The following is a 13,230-nucleotide window of genomic DNA, read 5'->3' as shown; positions in this document are numbered from 1 at the left end:
CCCTCGCTTTCACATTTGGAACTCTATCATACCACGGGGGACCGTTTTTTCAAAGGGCGTGCCGTTGCGTTTGAGGGGAAAATGGGGTATCCTGATACTACCAAGGCCCCCGCCGGGCGGGGGAGACAGGAGGAAGCGGATATGGAGATCGAACGCCGCTGGCTGGCCCGTGGCTGGCCGGAGAGAGAGCCCGACGAGGTCTGGCACATGGAGCAGGGGTATGTGACCACCCGCCCCGCCGTCCGGGTGCGCAGCGAGCGCCGGGCGGACGGAGAGGAGCGCTTTCTGCTCTGCCTGAAGCGGGGGAGCGGCCTGAGCCGGATGGAGGTGGAGTTCCCCGTGGAGGAGGCGCAGTTCCGGGCGGTGGCCGCCTTCATCGACAAGCCCTTTATCCAAAAAGAGCAGCGGCGCTACTCCCTGCCGGAGGGGTATACCCTGGAGTGGAACCAGGTGGACGCGGGCACCCCCGAGGGCTACTTCTACGCCGAGGTGGAGTTCCCCACCGAGGAGGCGGCCCTGGCCTGGGACCCCGGGGAATGGCAGCCCTGGCTGCTCCGGGAGGTCACCCAGGAGGGGCAGGAGAGCATGGCGGCCTACTGGGCCCGTACCAGAGGGTAAAAACAAAGGGGTGGCCGGGGTATCCCGGGCCGCCCCCCCTTTACCCTGAAAAAGGGAATAAATGGGATAAACAAGGATAGAACCTTGATTTTTACGGGTAATTTACAAAATGTTCTTGATTTCTTCACGGAATCGTAAGAAACAGGGGTTGTAAATTTACATAAAATAGAGTATACTGAGTACAGATCAAACGAGGGAGGTGATACTATGTTGTATGAGAAGAATCGTGGGACCGATATTGACGATATGATTTTTGGCGGCGATGAGAAGGTCATTCGCAGCGATCGCTAAAAAACCGGATTCCGTCAGGGTTTGTTCCACACCAGACTTTGGTGTGGTTTTTGTTTTTATGTACCAAATCAACCGTTTCGAAAGATGGTGAAGGACATGGACACAGAACCGGGCCAGTATTGGAAGTAAGCGGCAGGGAGAGGGCATGAGGCCCCAACCTCTGCCGCTTTTTCATGTCCCGGGGGCCGGGGCGGGGCGCACCATTCTCCCGCCCCCTCATAGAATGGCATGGAAGCAATTCCGAACACGCATTAGGAGGTATTGCAATGCCTGAGAAAGTAACCCCCGGCCCTGTGCAGGAAAACACCTGCATCCGGGAAGCCGTCTGCATTGACACCCGAAAGATCTTTGATTCGTGCAAAGAGGAAGATATAGCGTCTTAAATACTCTGAGCAGACCGCCCCGGGAGTAGATCTAGTAAGGGCTCAGCGTAAAGAGAAGCTGGAAGGCGCTCTGTCTGGACTTCTTCTCTTTTTGATAGGTGATGGTGCTGATGACGCTCTTCAGCATGGCGTTGCGGCCGGCCGGATCGGCGGCGGCGTAGGCGTCCAGGACAGCACGGATCTTGGTGGCCAGAGCGGCCGGGTCGGCCAGCTGGGCGTCCCGGATGGCGTGCTCGGTCTCCCGCTGACGGCGCTCCAGGCCGGCGATCTTCTCCTTTACGGCGGACATCCGCTCCCGGAAGGTGGGCAGGTCGTACTCCTCCAGCTCCAGCAGCTCATAGAGGCGGCTCTTCTGCCGCTGTGCCGCCGCCAGCTCCTTTTTCAGCGCCTCCAGGGCACTGTCCAGGACCGAGGTATCCCGGGCCGCGCCGCTCTGCTGTTCCAGCTCCAGCTTCACCAGGGCCTCCTCCAGATAGGAGAGCACCCGCTGCTCCACCAGCTCGAACTTCGCGCTGGAGCAGCAGCCCTTTTTCATACAGAGCAGGTAGGCCTGCCCCTTCATGACCATCCGCTGCATGTTCTGCCCACAGTTGGCGCACTTCACCAGCCCGGCCAGCGAGCTGCGGACTGTGCCGTCGTTCTTGGAGGGAACATAGCGCCCGTCCATGATGGCCTGCACCTGGTCGTACAGCTCCTGACTCACGATGGCGGGGTGGAGGCCGTCCACGATGGTCCACTTCTCCCGGGGATTATAGATGGTAACGTGCTTGGGGTTGCCCTTGGCCCCCTTGCGGATGTGGGACTTCTGGTTCCAGACCACCTTCCCCACAAAGGTGGGATTGCGGAGGATGTGGGCCACGCTGTTGCGGGTGAACTCCTCCGAGCGGTGTGGCTTGGCCCCCAGGGAGTTGACGTGCCGGGCGATGGAGACGCAGCCATAGCCCTGGGTATAGAGCTGGTACATCATGCGGACAAAGCGGGCCTCCGGCTCGTAGATCTCCAGGGTGGGCCGCCGGTCCACCAGCACCTTCCGGTAGCCGTAGGGGGCGTTGGCCACGTAGCAGCCGTCGTGGATACTCTGCTTCAAGCCCCGGCGCAGGCGCTTGTTGATGATCTTGTACTCCCGGCGGGACATGAAGGTCTTGAACTCCGCCATCTCGTCGTCCAGATCGTCGGAGAGATCGTAGGTCTTTTCGGGCGTGACGATGAGGGTGCCCGAGTCCCGGAAGGCGTCCAGGATGATGCCCTGGTCCTTCATCCGGCCGCGGGAGAGCCGGTCCAGATCCATGACCAGCACCGCGTCGTAGCGGCCCTCCTCCACGTCCTCCAGCAGGCGCAGCATCTCCGGCCGGGCATAGAGGCTCTCGCCGCTGACCACCTCCTCATAGGTGGCGATGATGTGGATGCCGTGGGAGGCGGCGAACTCGGCCAGGGCCTTCCGGTGCTTGGAGAGCACCTCTGCCGTGTCCATGCCCTCCTCCATACGGGATTTTCGCAGATACTCCGCCGCGTCCATGTTGGTCACCTCCTGGAGGATTTTAATACAAACGTTCGATTCGTGGCGTTTGAAGAGACCGGGGCCGTGGCCCCGGCTCTTTTTTTGAGATAAGCAGCAATTACACATTTCGATTTTCGCCGAAGAACACACGTCCACTGCTTAAAATCTTACGATATCCGCATTGCATAGCGAAAGCCTTATCGGGGTGAACGCACGTTCTGGCATTGCTGCACTCTAAATATCTGGAACAGCAATCCCATTCTTTCGGATAACGGTCCACCGTAGCACCTGAAATCTGGCAGAGAAACGACGTGTAGAAATCGAGCGGATGTTGATCGTCAATCATAAGACGGATGTACTTCGGCTCGGAGCTTACCTGCTTTCGGATGACACCCTCCGGGATCAGGTCAGAGAATAGAGTGGGAATAGAGATGCTGTGCTGCTTCCCTCGCAGTCGAAGGCGAAACACTGTGAAGTTGCAAAACAACACGGCAGTATATGATTTTGTGGCGCTCTGGATAAGCATGTCTGACGGGCCTCCGTGGTCCTCAACAGCAGTACGCATGGCCGGCATAGTGCGCTCCAGCCAAGATGACTCCCGTGTTTCTGTCTCGGGAGTATCGGTCAGAGAAATCTGTCCTTCCAAAATTTAAACCTCCACAGCGTGAACTAAGTCGATGAACTCGCGTTCGCGGATAATCTTTATGTGTGTCGCACCGAGTTGATTCAGCTCACGAACCTTTTTTTCTTTGGAACTGACCCCGTTCTTTCCGACTATCGCTAGATCTTGGGTGCCAACAACCAGATAGTCTGTTTTTCTGGATACAGCGCCTGTGATGATGGCCCCTACGTCAGCGGCCATTTGTGCAGCATCTTGGCGTGATATGGAGAGTTGACCAGTAAAGACTATACGTTTCTGATACAACGGATGCGATTTATCTAACGAGTCGCAGGTGCAAATAACATCTTTTGGTGAAAACTTAGGATAACGATGATACTCGTTGGAAGCCACTCTGGATTGGGTGCTCCCATGAAAACATTTCGGGGTGATTGTCTTTTTCGAGGATGCTATACATTTGCAAAATAAGGCATGTGTTTGGCGCACGTCTGACAGGGCGCGATGATCTTGACTGTCATCAATAGACAGGAAACGAATCAATGTAGATAGCTTGTGATTTGGAGCAGATGGGAAAGCGTGACGGGCAAGCTCCAGCGTGTCAATATATTCGAGCTTTGACTCCAAACCTATGGCATGATAAGCTGCGTCCAGAAAACTGAGGTCAAACCTTGCATTGTGAGCGACAATTGGAAGGCCATCAATGAACTGGTATAGCTTTTCAATTGCATTCTGGACAGTGGGGGCGCCGGATACATCGTCATCGGTAATTCCGGTCAATCTGGTAATTTTAGCTGGAATAGGACATTGGGGATTCACAAAAGTATTCATAACCCCAAACTCTTGCCCATCGATATATTTTATGGCACCAATTTCAATGATACAGTCACATTCGGGCGATAGGCCAGTTGTCTCAAAATCCAGTACGACATAGGAAGGCACCTGGCTCAACCGTGTAGTTGGTGCTGGGGACTCATCGGGTTCTATATCTTCTTGGTCCAAATTATCGGGGCAACCATTCGGAAAATCAAACTCCCATTGCCGACTGTATATTCGTTCCAAATTAACGTCCAGCTCCTGATTCAAAATATCTGTTATTTTTTCGACTTGCTTGACATTGGCCGCTTCTGGGCTATCTTCTGCATCAGAAGAAGAGGCAGAAGATATTGAGATATTTTGACTCAGGGGATTTGATTGTTTCTGGCAGAACAGCCGCTTGAACAGGTCCAACATGGCGTGCCCCCTTCCGGTGTCCGACTTGGACACATTTTTTATTGGTACTGATCCACGGCCATGTTGCCGTACTTATACCAGCAGATTGCTTTGCGGATCAATTCTTCTGTGACATCAAAATATTCGGCCAGCTGCCAGGGTTCTTGATACCCCTTTTGAACGGCCTTCTTCAGCTCATCCTCCGGGATGAGCTTTTTACATGCCCAGCGGTTGGCACGGTTCTCATGCTTCTGCCGGACATCCAGAGCGGCGTACTCGTTGTAAAAGCTGCCGGTCTCGCAGTGCCCCAGCTCGTGGGCCAGCTTGGTCTTTTCTTCGGCCAGTGTCCCAAGGTGCCAGGGATCCATGGCAATGTAGCAGTCCCCATCGGAATCCATGAAGGACAGCGACTCCGCATGGTCCATGGTAAACCAATAGACGCCAATAGCACGCTGCTTGGCATAATCATAAAGACCAATGAGATCAGTCATTCCGCTGCTTCTCCTGTTTTTTCTGCTGCGCCACAAACGCGGCAAAATTTTTGACGTCGGCCCACATGGCTTTCTTGTCCTCTTCGGTGAGATCCTGGTCTCCGCCCCAGAAGGCCGCCATGATTTGTCTCTCGTCAAGCTGCTTGTCCGCTGTTGGTGGAGGGGCAGATTCCTCGCTTTCGTTCCCGAGAAGGTAATCAATTGATACACCAAATATTTCAGCCAGCTTAATTAAAGTTGCATTATCAGGCTCATTTGAGCCATTTTCCCACATGGTAACTGTCGTGCGTCCCACTCCAACAAGTTTTCCGAGTTTTTCCTGTGACATCTTGGGGACCTGAGCAGTACGGAGGTCTTTGATTCTGTTCATGGCGTCACCTCATGTCAATTATATGTCATACAGAATGACATTGGAAGGGAGCTTTCTAAAATATATGTCATTAGTATTGACATTTGTGAAATGTGGTGCTATATTTATGTCACGATACATGACATATGAAAGAGAGGTGACAAATATGATGACGCTGTTGAGGCTGAAAGCCATTCGAGAAGAGCGTGGAATATCTCAGAAAGCACTGGCTCAAATCTTGGGAGTAGGGAGGTCCACAGTGGCAATGTGGGAGCGTGGCTCCATTCTTCCAAACGCATCAAAGCTTCCGGAACTGGCAGACACGCTCTGTTGCTCCATCGATGCCCTCTACGGGCGCACCCCGCCGGAAGGAAGGAGGGAGAACCGTTAGTTCATTTGACTGTTTTGTCACAGGGCTCCTAACAGTGTGTCTATTGGCCGAAACTCTCATCATACCAATAGACCTCTTGATTGCTCTTGTACAGCGCCGTTTTAAAAGCAGCCGCGTTTTCGGGCCTGATCCAGATGAACCCTCATTTTATGCCCTAGATTATTCATTCTCTCATCCACTGAAAGAGCCCGCACCGGATTTGAAGATGCCCAGTCAAGCACAAATACGTAAAGCTCCTGAGCATCAACAGAGATCTCTTTCGAGGCAAACAGCTGGAGACGGTACAGGGCGGCGGCAAGCGCGTCTCGCTCTGAGGTGCCGCGGCGAAAAACAAACTCGGAGACACATCGAAGGTAATCTGAATAAGCCTGTGTCATCTCGGAGAAAAAAGCGCCGGTCAGAGCAGACTTGCGGCTTTGGTGAACAGAGTAAACCGAAACGCAGACCGATAAAAGCGCAATTACCAAAGAAATTATCGTAAAGATTTTGTCCAGCTCCATGTGAATGTCCCACCTCCTTTCTCCGCCTAAATATTACCACGAAGGTGGATGGGGAGACAAGGGCGCACCCCGCCGGGGCAGGACGCAAGTTGAGAGGAGGCGAGAAAATTGAAGCAGTACTGGAAATTGGATGAGGAGTACGGCGTCCCGTCGTCAATGGAGGAATGCGACGAGCTCTTCTTACCCGCACAGAAGGCCAGAGCAGAACAAATCATGCAGGCTTTAACTGGGCTGCATGTCTGCACGGCCCTGGCCCTTCTCAAAAAGTGCGAGCAGGCTGTACTACAGTCTACGGTGGATGGAGATTAAAGACTCCAAGCGGAGCTGGAGACATGTTTTGATAAACGATCACCAAGCTCTTTCTTGATTGCGTTCTGAGCTTCCTCGAAAAGCTCAAGTGCACGCAGCGGAGAATCTCCAATGGCGAGGTTTTTCTCAACATACAGCAGCGCCAATTTTTCGACAGTTGCTTTGTCCATCATAATCACCTCCTTTCTCCGCCTAAATATTACCACGAAGGCGGATGGGGAGACAAGGGCGGACCCTGCCTGGGCAGGATGCAAGCTGAAAGGAGGAATATGAGTATGTGGCTGAATAAAACACAGGCCATTAAGCGTCTGGGCGTCAGCCAGGGCGACTTTGTCCGGCTGGTGCGAGACGGCAAGATCGAGGCCGTAGAGTATTACGGCCACCGCCGCTACTCGGTGGAGTCCATTGAGCGGTGCATTGAAGAACACCGCTACAAACCGAACCGGGAGATCTACCCGGGCATCAAGTATGTGCCAGGTATGAAAATCGTTTGACGAGGAGGACCGTTATGAGAACACCGGAGCAGGCCCAGCTCCTGCGCTGGGTGGAAAAACACTATGATACCGACGAAATCGAGCGCGCCGAGCTCATCACCCACAACGCCATGCGGCTGATCCTGCGGAGCGGGGAGGACTACATACTGATCTGCCGTCAGTCCGGCCGAATCGAGCGGCTTTCCGCGGAAGAGCTGTGGCCGGCGGCTGTCTGATTCCATCGTACACCAAAGAAGGAGTGAACACCATGCCGGGAGATAACCGGAATATCTACAAAACCAGCCGTCATGCGGCCGGCCTCACCCAGGAAGCAGCTGCCGAGCGGCTGGGCATCAGCGTGGAGTCCGTCCGGGCTTATGAGACAGGCCAGAGGATCCCGCCCAACGGTGTGATCTGGGACATGGTCCTGCTGTATAACGACCAGCGCCTGGCCTGCCAGCATCTCAGTGAAACGAATGCGCTCTATGGCCGTATCGTACCCCCGCTGGAGGAACGTAGCCTGATCGAGGCCGCTGTGCGGATATACAACCGCGTGGGCCGCTTCACCCAGCAGCACTCGCTGGAGCGCCTGATGGAGATTGCCGAAGACAACGTCATCGACGACGAAGAGCGGCCTGAGTTCATGGCGATCGTGGCAGAGTTGCGGGATATCGTGCAGAGCGTCCTGGAAATACCGGGGGGCTGCATTCCTGTGGAGGTGAGCGGCGGTGCATGACGGGATCGCGTTCTTTGGCCTGCTGGCTGTGGCCCTGGCCGCCGACAGCGTGGGCCCAGCCGGGAGCCTGGCTGCGGTGAGTATCCTCACAGCCTGCCGGCTTTTGACCGGGATAAAAAAATCCGCCCCCAGGTGGACCAGACCTGAGGACGGAACAGGGAAATATTGCAATCACACTATATCACACCGTGCGCCGGAGCGCAAGTGCGTTCTCCGGCGGCATAGGACATTCTGTCCCTCGCATACAGAGAGATGAGGAGGTGTTTTCATGGATTTGAAGCTGGATATCGAGCCTCTGGAGGAGCTGGTGGTCACCACCAAGATCATCCCCGAGACCTTTGGGAAGAACCACGTGGACACCGTCATGACCCGACGGAAGGGCCTGCACTGGCTCACGGACATGGGAGGCCGGCGGGTGCTGGTGGACGAGTCGGCCACCATGGACGCCGGGGAGAAGTACGGCACCACGCTGTGCTATACGCCCCACAGCGACGTGGAGGTCAGCGAGGAAGAGCGGGCGGCCAACCGGGCACGCATCAAGGCCGTGGCCACCCAGGTCATGATCGACATGGGCATCTGGTAACACGGGCCGATTTTTACATCAGACAAGGGGGTGGCGTGTGTGGCGGGATCTCAGATGAACTTCCGCTTCGAGCGCAAGGGCGGCTTTACAGTGCTGACCAACGGGGTGCTGCGGGACCCGCGGCTCTCCCTCAAGACCAAGGGGCTGTTCGCGGTGATCTCCTCCCTGCCGGAGGACTGGCGGTACAGCGTGTCCGGCCTGGCCTCCTACTGCGGGGTGGGGCGGGACGCGATCCGCTCCGCCCTGAAGGAACTGGAGGATGCCGGATACCTGACCCGGGAGCAGCTCCACGGGGAGCGGGGCAAGTTCGGCGGCAATGCCTATGTCCTGCGGGAGGAGAGCGTGCTGCCGTTGCCGGGTTTTCCGTCAACGGGTAACCCGTCGACGGGTGAGCCGTCGACGGGAAATCCGACACTACAAAATAAAGATATACAAAAGAAAGATAAACAAAAGAAAGAGAAAACAAATACCCCCATAGTCCCCCAGCGGGGGGACGGCGCGCCGGGGAAACGAAAAGGGCGGGCCTACAAACCGGAGCCGGACTGGAAACCGGAGCGATTCGCTAAGTTCTGGGAGTTCTACCCGAGAGGGGAGAACAAACAGGCGGCCATCCGGGCCTGGGACAAGCTCCGGGCAGAGGACAGCCTGATCGACACCATGGCCGCCGCGCTGGTCCGCCAGAAGAAACGGGCGGATTGGCAGCAGGGGGTGGGCATCCCCTACGCCTCCACCTGGCTCAACGGCCGCCGGTGGGAGGACGAGGAGCGCGGGCCGGACACCGCCCAGCCGGAGGCTCCGCCGCCCCGCAAGTACCACATGGCCGTGATCGACGGGGAGGAGGTGGTGGTCTATGATGACTAACGGCGTGGAGGCCGAGCAGGCCGTGATCGGCTCCATCCTGCTGGATGGCCGGTGCCTGCCGGTGGTGGAGGAGCTGCTCCGGGCGGAGGACTTCGCCCTGGAGTCGGACCGGCAGATCTACCGGGCGGCGGTCAAACTGGCCCGGGAGGACAAGCCGGTGGATCTGGTGACCATCCTGGAGGAGGTCCGCAGCCAGCACGCGGACGTGAGCAGCGAGTACCTGATGCAGCTCCTGGAGATCACGCCCACCGCCGCCAACGTGGAGGTCTATGCCCGGCAGGTGCGGGAGCAGTCGGTGCGCCGGGCCATCCGGAGCCTGGGGGAGGAGCTCCAGCAGCGGGTGGACGAGCACGATGAGACGGCCGCCCTTCTGGCCGACGCCGGGCGGCGCATCGAGGACCTCCAGACCGAGGGGGTGACCGGGGACCTGCTGGCCCCCAACGACGCCCTCCTGGCCTTCTTTGCCCACCGGCAGCGGGTGGAGGAGGGCACGGCCAGCGGCTTCGTACCCACCGGCTTCCGGGACATCGATATCCTGCTGGGGGGCGGGATGCTCTCCAGCGGCATGTACATTCTGGCGGCCCGTCCCGGCATGGGCAAGACCACCGTGGCCCTCAACATCGCCGACCGGGTGGCCGAGCGGACCGGCCCGGTCCTCTTTGTCTCCCTGGAGATGGACGAGGAGCAGCTCATGGCCAAGCGCCTGAGCCGCCTCTCCGGCATCCCGGGCCACCGTCTCCTGATGGACAAGCTCACCGAGCCGGAGGGACGGAGACTGGCCGAGGCCAGCTCCAAGCTCAGCCGCCTGCCGGTGCATATCAGCCAGCGACCCGGGGTGATGGTGGACGACATTGCCCTCTTGGCCCGGAAGGTCAAGGGGGTCAAGCTCCTGGTGGTGGACTACATCGGCAAGATCACTCCCGGACAAGGGGCCCAGCGCAAGAACCGCATCGAGTACATGACCGAGATCTCCGGCGCCCTCAAGACCCTGGCCCGGACCCTGCGCATCCCGGTGCTGGTGCTCTGCCAGCTCAACCGCCAGACCGAGGGGCAGAGCGACAAGGTCCCCCAGCTCGCCCACCTGCGTGACACGGGGGCCATCGAGCAGGACGCGGACGGGGTGATCTTCCTCTACCGGGAGGACTACTACGCCGAGAAGAAGCCCAGCGGCTTCGATCCCTCTCCCCTGGAGGTCATCGTGGCCAAGAACCGCCACGGCAGCACCGGGAAGTGCGAGATGGCGGCCTGTCTGGCCCTGAGCAAGATCAACCCGGTGAGCAACGACCCGAGACGGGCATGGAGGGCGGAATGTGCAGCAGGGAATTGACGCTTCTGGAGGCGGAGATCCTCCGCCACGAGGCCATGGCGTTGGCCGATCCGGACCGCCGGGGCGAACACGAGGAGGTGGCGGCCGCCCTGCGCCAGGCGCTGGCCGCCCTGAGAGAGGAGAGAGATCATGCACCTCGGTGAGAAATACCGCTTCACCCCCCACGCCTTCACGGGCGAGGTGGGGAAGACCAAGGGCCCAATGCCCTGCATCCCCCGGATGGTGACCGGGCGGATCGTGTACATCAACGAGGCCCACCGGTACTTCACGGTGGAGGCCAGCGTGGACTGGGCCACCATCCGGGAGAGCTTCAAGTTCGACGAATACTGATGAAAGGACGATGCAGCGTGAAAGCATTTGCCATTGTGAACCTGAAAGGCGGCGTGGGCAAGACGGTGACCGCCGTCAATCTGGCGGCCATCCTGGCCACCGAGTACCAGCGGCGGGTGCTCCTGGTGGACTGTGACCCCCAGGCCAACGCCACCCAGTCCCTCCTCCCGCCGGGGGAGTACAACACCCTGGCCGGGCTTCTGACCATCCCGGACGCCTACTACGATGATCTCCTGTACCGGAGCAGCATCCGGGGGCTGGACGTGCTCCCGGCGGACGACGAGCTGCGCAACCTGGACGTGGACCTGCTGGAGGGGGAGCGCCCCCGGCTGACCGCCCTCCGGGATCTGCGGGACGCCATCGCCGAGGACGACGCCTACGACGTTTTGATCCTGGACTGTCCGCCCGCCCTCTCGCCGGCCTGCGCGGCGGCCATCGCCGCCAGCACCGACGTCATCATCCCCATCAAGGTGGACGCATACTCCGTGCGGGGCATGCACGAGCTCACCGCCCAGATCGACCGGCTGCGGCGGATCTACCCGGACGTCCATATCGCGGGGTGTCTGCCCACGGTGTGGTACAAGAGCGACACGGTGGAGCAGGGGGAGGCCCTCCTGCGCCAGCACGCGCCCTGCAAGGTGTTCCGGACCCACATCCGGCGCTCGCCGAAAGTGGACGAGTCCACCTGGACCGGGGAGCCGGTGGTGAGCTGGTCTCCCCGGAGCGGGGCGGCCCAGGACTACCGGGCCTTCGCAGAGGAGCTGCTGGGGAAGGAGGGAGACCATGGCGCGGAAGTTTGACATGAGCGCCGCCTTTGCTGCCGCCGTGGGTGATGTGTCCAAGTCGGACACCGGCCGGGAGGAGATCGAGTACCTGGACCTTGCCCTCCTGCGGGAGGACCCGGGCAATTTTTACAGCCTGGACCACATCGACGAGCTGGCCGCCAACATCCAGCTCTGCGGGCTCCAGCAGCCCATCCGGGTGCGCGCGGCGGAGGACGGCGGGTATACCATCGTCTCCGGCCACCGGCGGCGGGCGGCTCTCTCCATCCTGGCGCAGGAGGAGCCGGACCGGTGGAACGCCGTCCCCTGTATCGTGGAGCGGGACGAGGCCTCCCCGGAACTGCGGGAGCTGCGGCTCATCCTGGCAAACTCCTCCACCCGGGTGCTCAGCCCCGCCGAGGTGGCCAAGCAGGCCCAGCAGGTGGAGACGCTGCTCTACCAGCTCAAGGAACAGGGGTATACCTTCCCGGGGCGGATGCGGGACCAGGTGGCGGCGGCCTGCAAGGTCTCCGCGCCCAAGCTGGCCCGGCTGAAGGTCATCCGAGAGAAGCTGGTCCCGGAGTGGCTCTCCCTTTTTGACCGGGATGCCCTCCCGGAGCAGACGGCCTATGCCATGGCGCGGATGCCGCAGAATCTTCAGGAACGGCTTTTCCGAGTCTGCGGAAGCAACCCTCCAACAGGTGGTTCCGCAGAACGTCTGTTGGAGGCCGCGTCCTCTGGAGCGGAGTGGGGGCCCAGATTCTCCTGCCCGGATGGGAGCCCATGCCGCCGGGGAGATACCTTCCTCCGCCACGATGCAGAAAACCCCTTTGAGATGTGTTTTGGGGAGACGTGCTGCCTGATGTGCAGCCGGTCTAAGAGCAGCTGCTATGCCTGTGACCGCATGTGCGCCAAGGCTAAGGCCCTGCGGAAAGAGGGGCGGGACGACGCCGCCCGCGCCGAGGGGGAACGGAGAGAAAAGCAGCAACGGGAGTACCGGTCTGCTATCCAGCACAGCGCGGCGCGGCTCCTCAAAGCGGCCGAAGCGGCGGGGCTGGATGATTCGGTAGAGATCAATCCCCGGACATACTACGCGGCGGTCTCGGTGGCCGACCTCCGGGCTTATGCTGCCGGAGAGTTCGGAGAAAAGTACTTTTACAGCAACGACCTGGCTCCGGGCAATCTGGATCACCCGGAGCAGATCGCCAAGACGCTCCGCTGTTCCGCGGACTATGTGCTGGGGCTCACCGAAGAGCTCCACCCATCCGGAGTCGGGGAAGACCCCTGGCACTGGTGGCCGGAGGAGCCGAAGGAGGACGGACTGTACTGGTGTGTAAAGGGCCCCCTTCACCGGGGCGGGGCGCTCTACTGGTGGTCCGCGGCCAACCGGCGCTGGGAGGACCCGGCAGCGGGAGGATTTGCCCTGAACGTGGACGTGAAGCTGTGGATGGCCTGCCCGGCCCTGCCGGAGTCCATGGCCTGGGAGAGGGGGGAGGCATAG

At 59.2% G+C, this 13,230-nt stretch carries 20 protein-coding genes; 13 read left to right on the top strand and 7 right to left on the bottom strand.

The features are described from left to right. Positions 1-141: 141 nt before the first annotated feature. Positions 142-618: a CYTH domain-containing protein gene (locus tag INF37_RS09665; protein ID WP_193538011.1), complete on the top strand. Its 477-nt coding sequence runs from the start codon at positions 142-144 to the stop codon at positions 616-618. Positions 619-1,323: 705 nt separating this feature from the next. Here INF37_RS09665 and INF37_RS09660 read toward each other — a convergent pair. The 5 genes from INF37_RS09660 to INF37_RS09640 all read right to left on the bottom strand — a co-directional run bounded on the left by INF37_RS09660 (position 1,324) and on the right by INF37_RS09640 (position 5,479). Next, positions 1,324-2,808 carry a recombinase family protein gene (locus tag INF37_RS09660; protein ID WP_193538009.1) on the bottom strand — a complete coding sequence of 495 codons (1,485 nt, stop codon included), beginning with the start codon at positions 2,806-2,808 and terminating at the stop codon, positions 1,324-1,326. A gap of 100 nt (positions 2,809-2,908) precedes the next feature. Next, the gene (locus INF37_RS09655; protein WP_193538007.1) at positions 2,909-3,436 is read right to left on the bottom strand and encodes a hypothetical protein; all 528 of its coding nucleotides are present in this window, start codon (positions 3,434-3,436) and stop codon (positions 2,909-2,911) included. 3 nt (positions 3,437-3,439) lie between these two features. Next, complete coding sequence (locus INF37_RS09650) at positions 3,440-4,639, bottom strand: exonuclease domain-containing protein (RefSeq protein ID WP_193538005.1); 1,200 nt, start codon at positions 4,637-4,639, stop codon at positions 3,440-3,442. A gap of 38 nt (positions 4,640-4,677) precedes the next feature. Then, positions 4,678-5,109, bottom strand: a complete 432-nt coding sequence (locus INF37_RS09645) for an ImmA/IrrE family metallo-endopeptidase (protein WP_193538003.1) — start codon at positions 5,107-5,109, stop codon at positions 4,678-4,680. Continuing rightward, entirely contained in the window at positions 5,102-5,479 is a 378-nt protein-coding gene (locus tag INF37_RS09640; RefSeq protein ID WP_193538001.1) for a helix-turn-helix domain-containing protein, read from the bottom strand. The genes INF37_RS09645 and INF37_RS09640 overlap by 8 nt, the downstream gene beginning before the upstream one ends. On the opposite strand from INF37_RS09640, the gene INF37_RS15935 reads away from it, so the two are divergent. Beyond that, positions 5,478-5,849: a helix-turn-helix domain-containing protein gene (locus INF37_RS15935; RefSeq protein WP_328821071.1), complete on the top strand. Its 372-nt coding sequence runs from the start codon at positions 5,478-5,480 to the stop codon at positions 5,847-5,849. The genes INF37_RS09640 and INF37_RS15935 overlap by 2 nt on opposite strands. Before the next feature lie 101 nt (positions 5,850-5,950). Here the strand turns inward: INF37_RS15935 and INF37_RS09630 are convergent, their stop codons facing one another. Continuing rightward, positions 5,951-6,349, bottom strand: coding sequence for a hypothetical protein (locus INF37_RS09630; protein ID WP_193537999.1), 399 nt, complete (start codon positions 6,347-6,349; stop codon positions 5,951-5,953). Positions 6,350-6,457: 108 nt separating this feature from the next. Here INF37_RS09630 and INF37_RS09625 point away from each other — a divergent pair, with 108 nt between their 5' ends. Continuing rightward, positions 6,458-6,658 (top strand): hypothetical protein, encoded by a 201-nt coding sequence (locus INF37_RS09625; RefSeq protein WP_193537997.1) that lies wholly within the window; start codon positions 6,458-6,460, stop codon positions 6,656-6,658. Here the strand turns inward: INF37_RS09625 and INF37_RS09620 are convergent. Further along, complete coding sequence (locus tag INF37_RS09620; RefSeq protein ID WP_193537995.1) at positions 6,655-6,831, bottom strand: hypothetical protein; 177 nt, start codon at positions 6,829-6,831, stop codon at positions 6,655-6,657. The two genes, INF37_RS09625 and INF37_RS09620, sit on opposite strands and share 4 nt — an antisense overlap. Positions 6,832-6,933: 102 nt before the next feature. Between INF37_RS09620 and INF37_RS09615 the strand changes: the two genes are divergently transcribed. The 10 genes from INF37_RS09615 to INF37_RS09570 all read left to right on the top strand — a co-directional run bounded on the left by INF37_RS09615 (position 6,934) and on the right by INF37_RS09570 (position 13,230). Beyond that, on the top strand, positions 6,934-7,152 hold the full coding sequence (locus INF37_RS09615; protein ID WP_193537993.1) for a helix-turn-helix domain-containing protein: 219 nt from the start codon (positions 6,934-6,936) through the stop codon (positions 7,150-7,152). A 14-nt stretch (positions 7,153-7,166) separates the two neighbouring features. Continuing rightward, positions 7,167-7,367 (top strand): hypothetical protein, encoded by a 201-nt coding sequence (locus tag INF37_RS09610; protein WP_193537991.1) that lies wholly within the window; start codon positions 7,167-7,169, stop codon positions 7,365-7,367. Between the two features lie 32 nt (positions 7,368-7,399). Beyond that, positions 7,400-7,867 (top strand): helix-turn-helix domain-containing protein, encoded by a 468-nt coding sequence (locus INF37_RS09605; RefSeq protein WP_193537989.1) that lies wholly within the window; start codon positions 7,400-7,402, stop codon positions 7,865-7,867. Between the two features lie 268 nt (positions 7,868-8,135). Continuing rightward, positions 8,136-8,450, top strand: a complete 315-nt coding sequence (locus tag INF37_RS09600) for a hypothetical protein (protein ID WP_101692824.1) — start codon at positions 8,136-8,138, stop codon at positions 8,448-8,450. 39 nt (positions 8,451-8,489) lie between these two features. Then, complete coding sequence (locus INF37_RS09595; RefSeq protein WP_193537987.1) at positions 8,490-9,311, top strand: helix-turn-helix domain-containing protein; 822 nt, start codon at positions 8,490-8,492, stop codon at positions 9,309-9,311. After that, complete coding sequence (locus INF37_RS09590) at positions 9,301-10,638, top strand: replicative DNA helicase (protein ID WP_193537985.1); 1,338 nt, start codon at positions 9,301-9,303, stop codon at positions 10,636-10,638. The genes INF37_RS09595 and INF37_RS09590 overlap by 11 nt, the downstream gene beginning before the upstream one ends. Continuing rightward, positions 10,620-10,781, top strand: coding sequence for a hypothetical protein (locus tag INF37_RS09585; protein WP_193536049.1), 162 nt, complete (start codon positions 10,620-10,622; stop codon positions 10,779-10,781). Before INF37_RS09590 ends, INF37_RS09585 begins: the two co-directional genes overlap by 19 nt. After that, positions 10,768-10,968 carry a hypothetical protein gene (locus INF37_RS09580; RefSeq protein WP_193537983.1) on the top strand — a complete coding sequence of 67 codons (201 nt, stop codon included), beginning with the start codon at positions 10,768-10,770 and terminating at the stop codon, positions 10,966-10,968. The genes INF37_RS09585 and INF37_RS09580 overlap by 14 nt, the downstream gene beginning before the upstream one ends. Positions 10,969-10,985: 17 nt before the next feature. Then, complete coding sequence (locus INF37_RS09575) at positions 10,986-11,768, top strand: ParA family protein (RefSeq protein WP_193537981.1); 783 nt, start codon at positions 10,986-10,988, stop codon at positions 11,766-11,768. Beyond that, entirely contained in the window at positions 11,752-13,230 is a 1,479-nt protein-coding gene (locus tag INF37_RS09570) for a ParB/RepB/Spo0J family partition protein (protein WP_193537979.1), read from the top strand. Before INF37_RS09575 ends, INF37_RS09570 begins: the two co-directional genes overlap by 17 nt.

Origin of the sequence: Pseudoflavonifractor gallinarum (assembly GCF_014982855.1) — a bacterium.
Classification (GTDB): Bacteria; Bacillota; Clostridia; order Oscillospirales; family Oscillospiraceae; genus Pseudoflavonifractor_A; species Pseudoflavonifractor_A gallinarum.
Note: the sequence above shows the minus strand (reverse complement) of the source record. Positions and strands in the feature narration are given on the sequence as shown.

Excerpts from the sequence above, each read along its gene's own strand:
- INF37_RS09660 (WP_193538009.1), bottom strand. The coding sequence starts at position 2,808 with ATGGACGCGGCGGAGTATCTGCGAAAATCCCGTATGGAGGAGGGCATG.
- INF37_RS09645 (WP_193538003.1), bottom strand. The coding sequence starts at position 5,109 with ATGACTGATCTCATTGGTCTTTATGATTATGCCAAGCAGCGTGCTATT.
- INF37_RS09615 (WP_193537993.1), top strand. The coding sequence starts at position 6,934 with ATGTGGCTGAATAAAACACAGGCCATTAAGCGTCTGGGCGTCAGCCAG.
- INF37_RS09580 (WP_193537983.1), top strand. The coding sequence starts at position 10,768 with ATGCACCTCGGTGAGAAATACCGCTTCACCCCCCACGCCTTCACGGGC.
- INF37_RS09600 (WP_101692824.1), top strand. The coding sequence starts at position 8,136 with ATGGATTTGAAGCTGGATATCGAGCCTCTGGAGGAGCTGGTGGTCACC.
- INF37_RS09620 (WP_193537995.1), bottom strand. The coding sequence starts at position 6,831 with ATGATGGACAAAGCAACTGTCGAAAAATTGGCGCTGCTGTATGTTGAG.
- INF37_RS09590 (WP_193537985.1), top strand. The coding sequence starts at position 9,301 with ATGATGACTAACGGCGTGGAGGCCGAGCAGGCCGTGATCGGCTCCATC.
- INF37_RS09665 (WP_193538011.1), top strand. The coding sequence starts at position 142 with ATGGAGATCGAACGCCGCTGGCTGGCCCGTGGCTGGCCGGAGAGAGAG.
- INF37_RS09640 (WP_193538001.1), bottom strand. The coding sequence starts at position 5,479 with ATGAACAGAATCAAAGACCTCCGTACTGCTCAGGTCCCCAAGATGTCA.
- INF37_RS15935 (WP_328821071.1), top strand. The coding sequence starts at position 5,478 with ATGGCGTCACCTCATGTCAATTATATGTCATACAGAATGACATTGGAA.
- INF37_RS09605 (WP_193537989.1), top strand. The coding sequence starts at position 7,400 with ATGCCGGGAGATAACCGGAATATCTACAAAACCAGCCGTCATGCGGCC.
- INF37_RS09630 (WP_193537999.1), bottom strand. The coding sequence starts at position 6,349 with ATGGAGCTGGACAAAATCTTTACGATAATTTCTTTGGTAATTGCGCTT.
- INF37_RS09650 (WP_193538005.1), bottom strand. The coding sequence starts at position 4,639 with ATGTTGGACCTGTTCAAGCGGCTGTTCTGCCAGAAACAATCAAATCCC.
- INF37_RS09610 (WP_193537991.1), top strand. The coding sequence starts at position 7,167 with ATGAGAACACCGGAGCAGGCCCAGCTCCTGCGCTGGGTGGAAAAACAC.
- INF37_RS09570 (WP_193537979.1), top strand. The coding sequence starts at position 11,752 with ATGGCGCGGAAGTTTGACATGAGCGCCGCCTTTGCTGCCGCCGTGGGT.
- INF37_RS09585 (WP_193536049.1), top strand. The coding sequence starts at position 10,620 with ATGTGCAGCAGGGAATTGACGCTTCTGGAGGCGGAGATCCTCCGCCAC.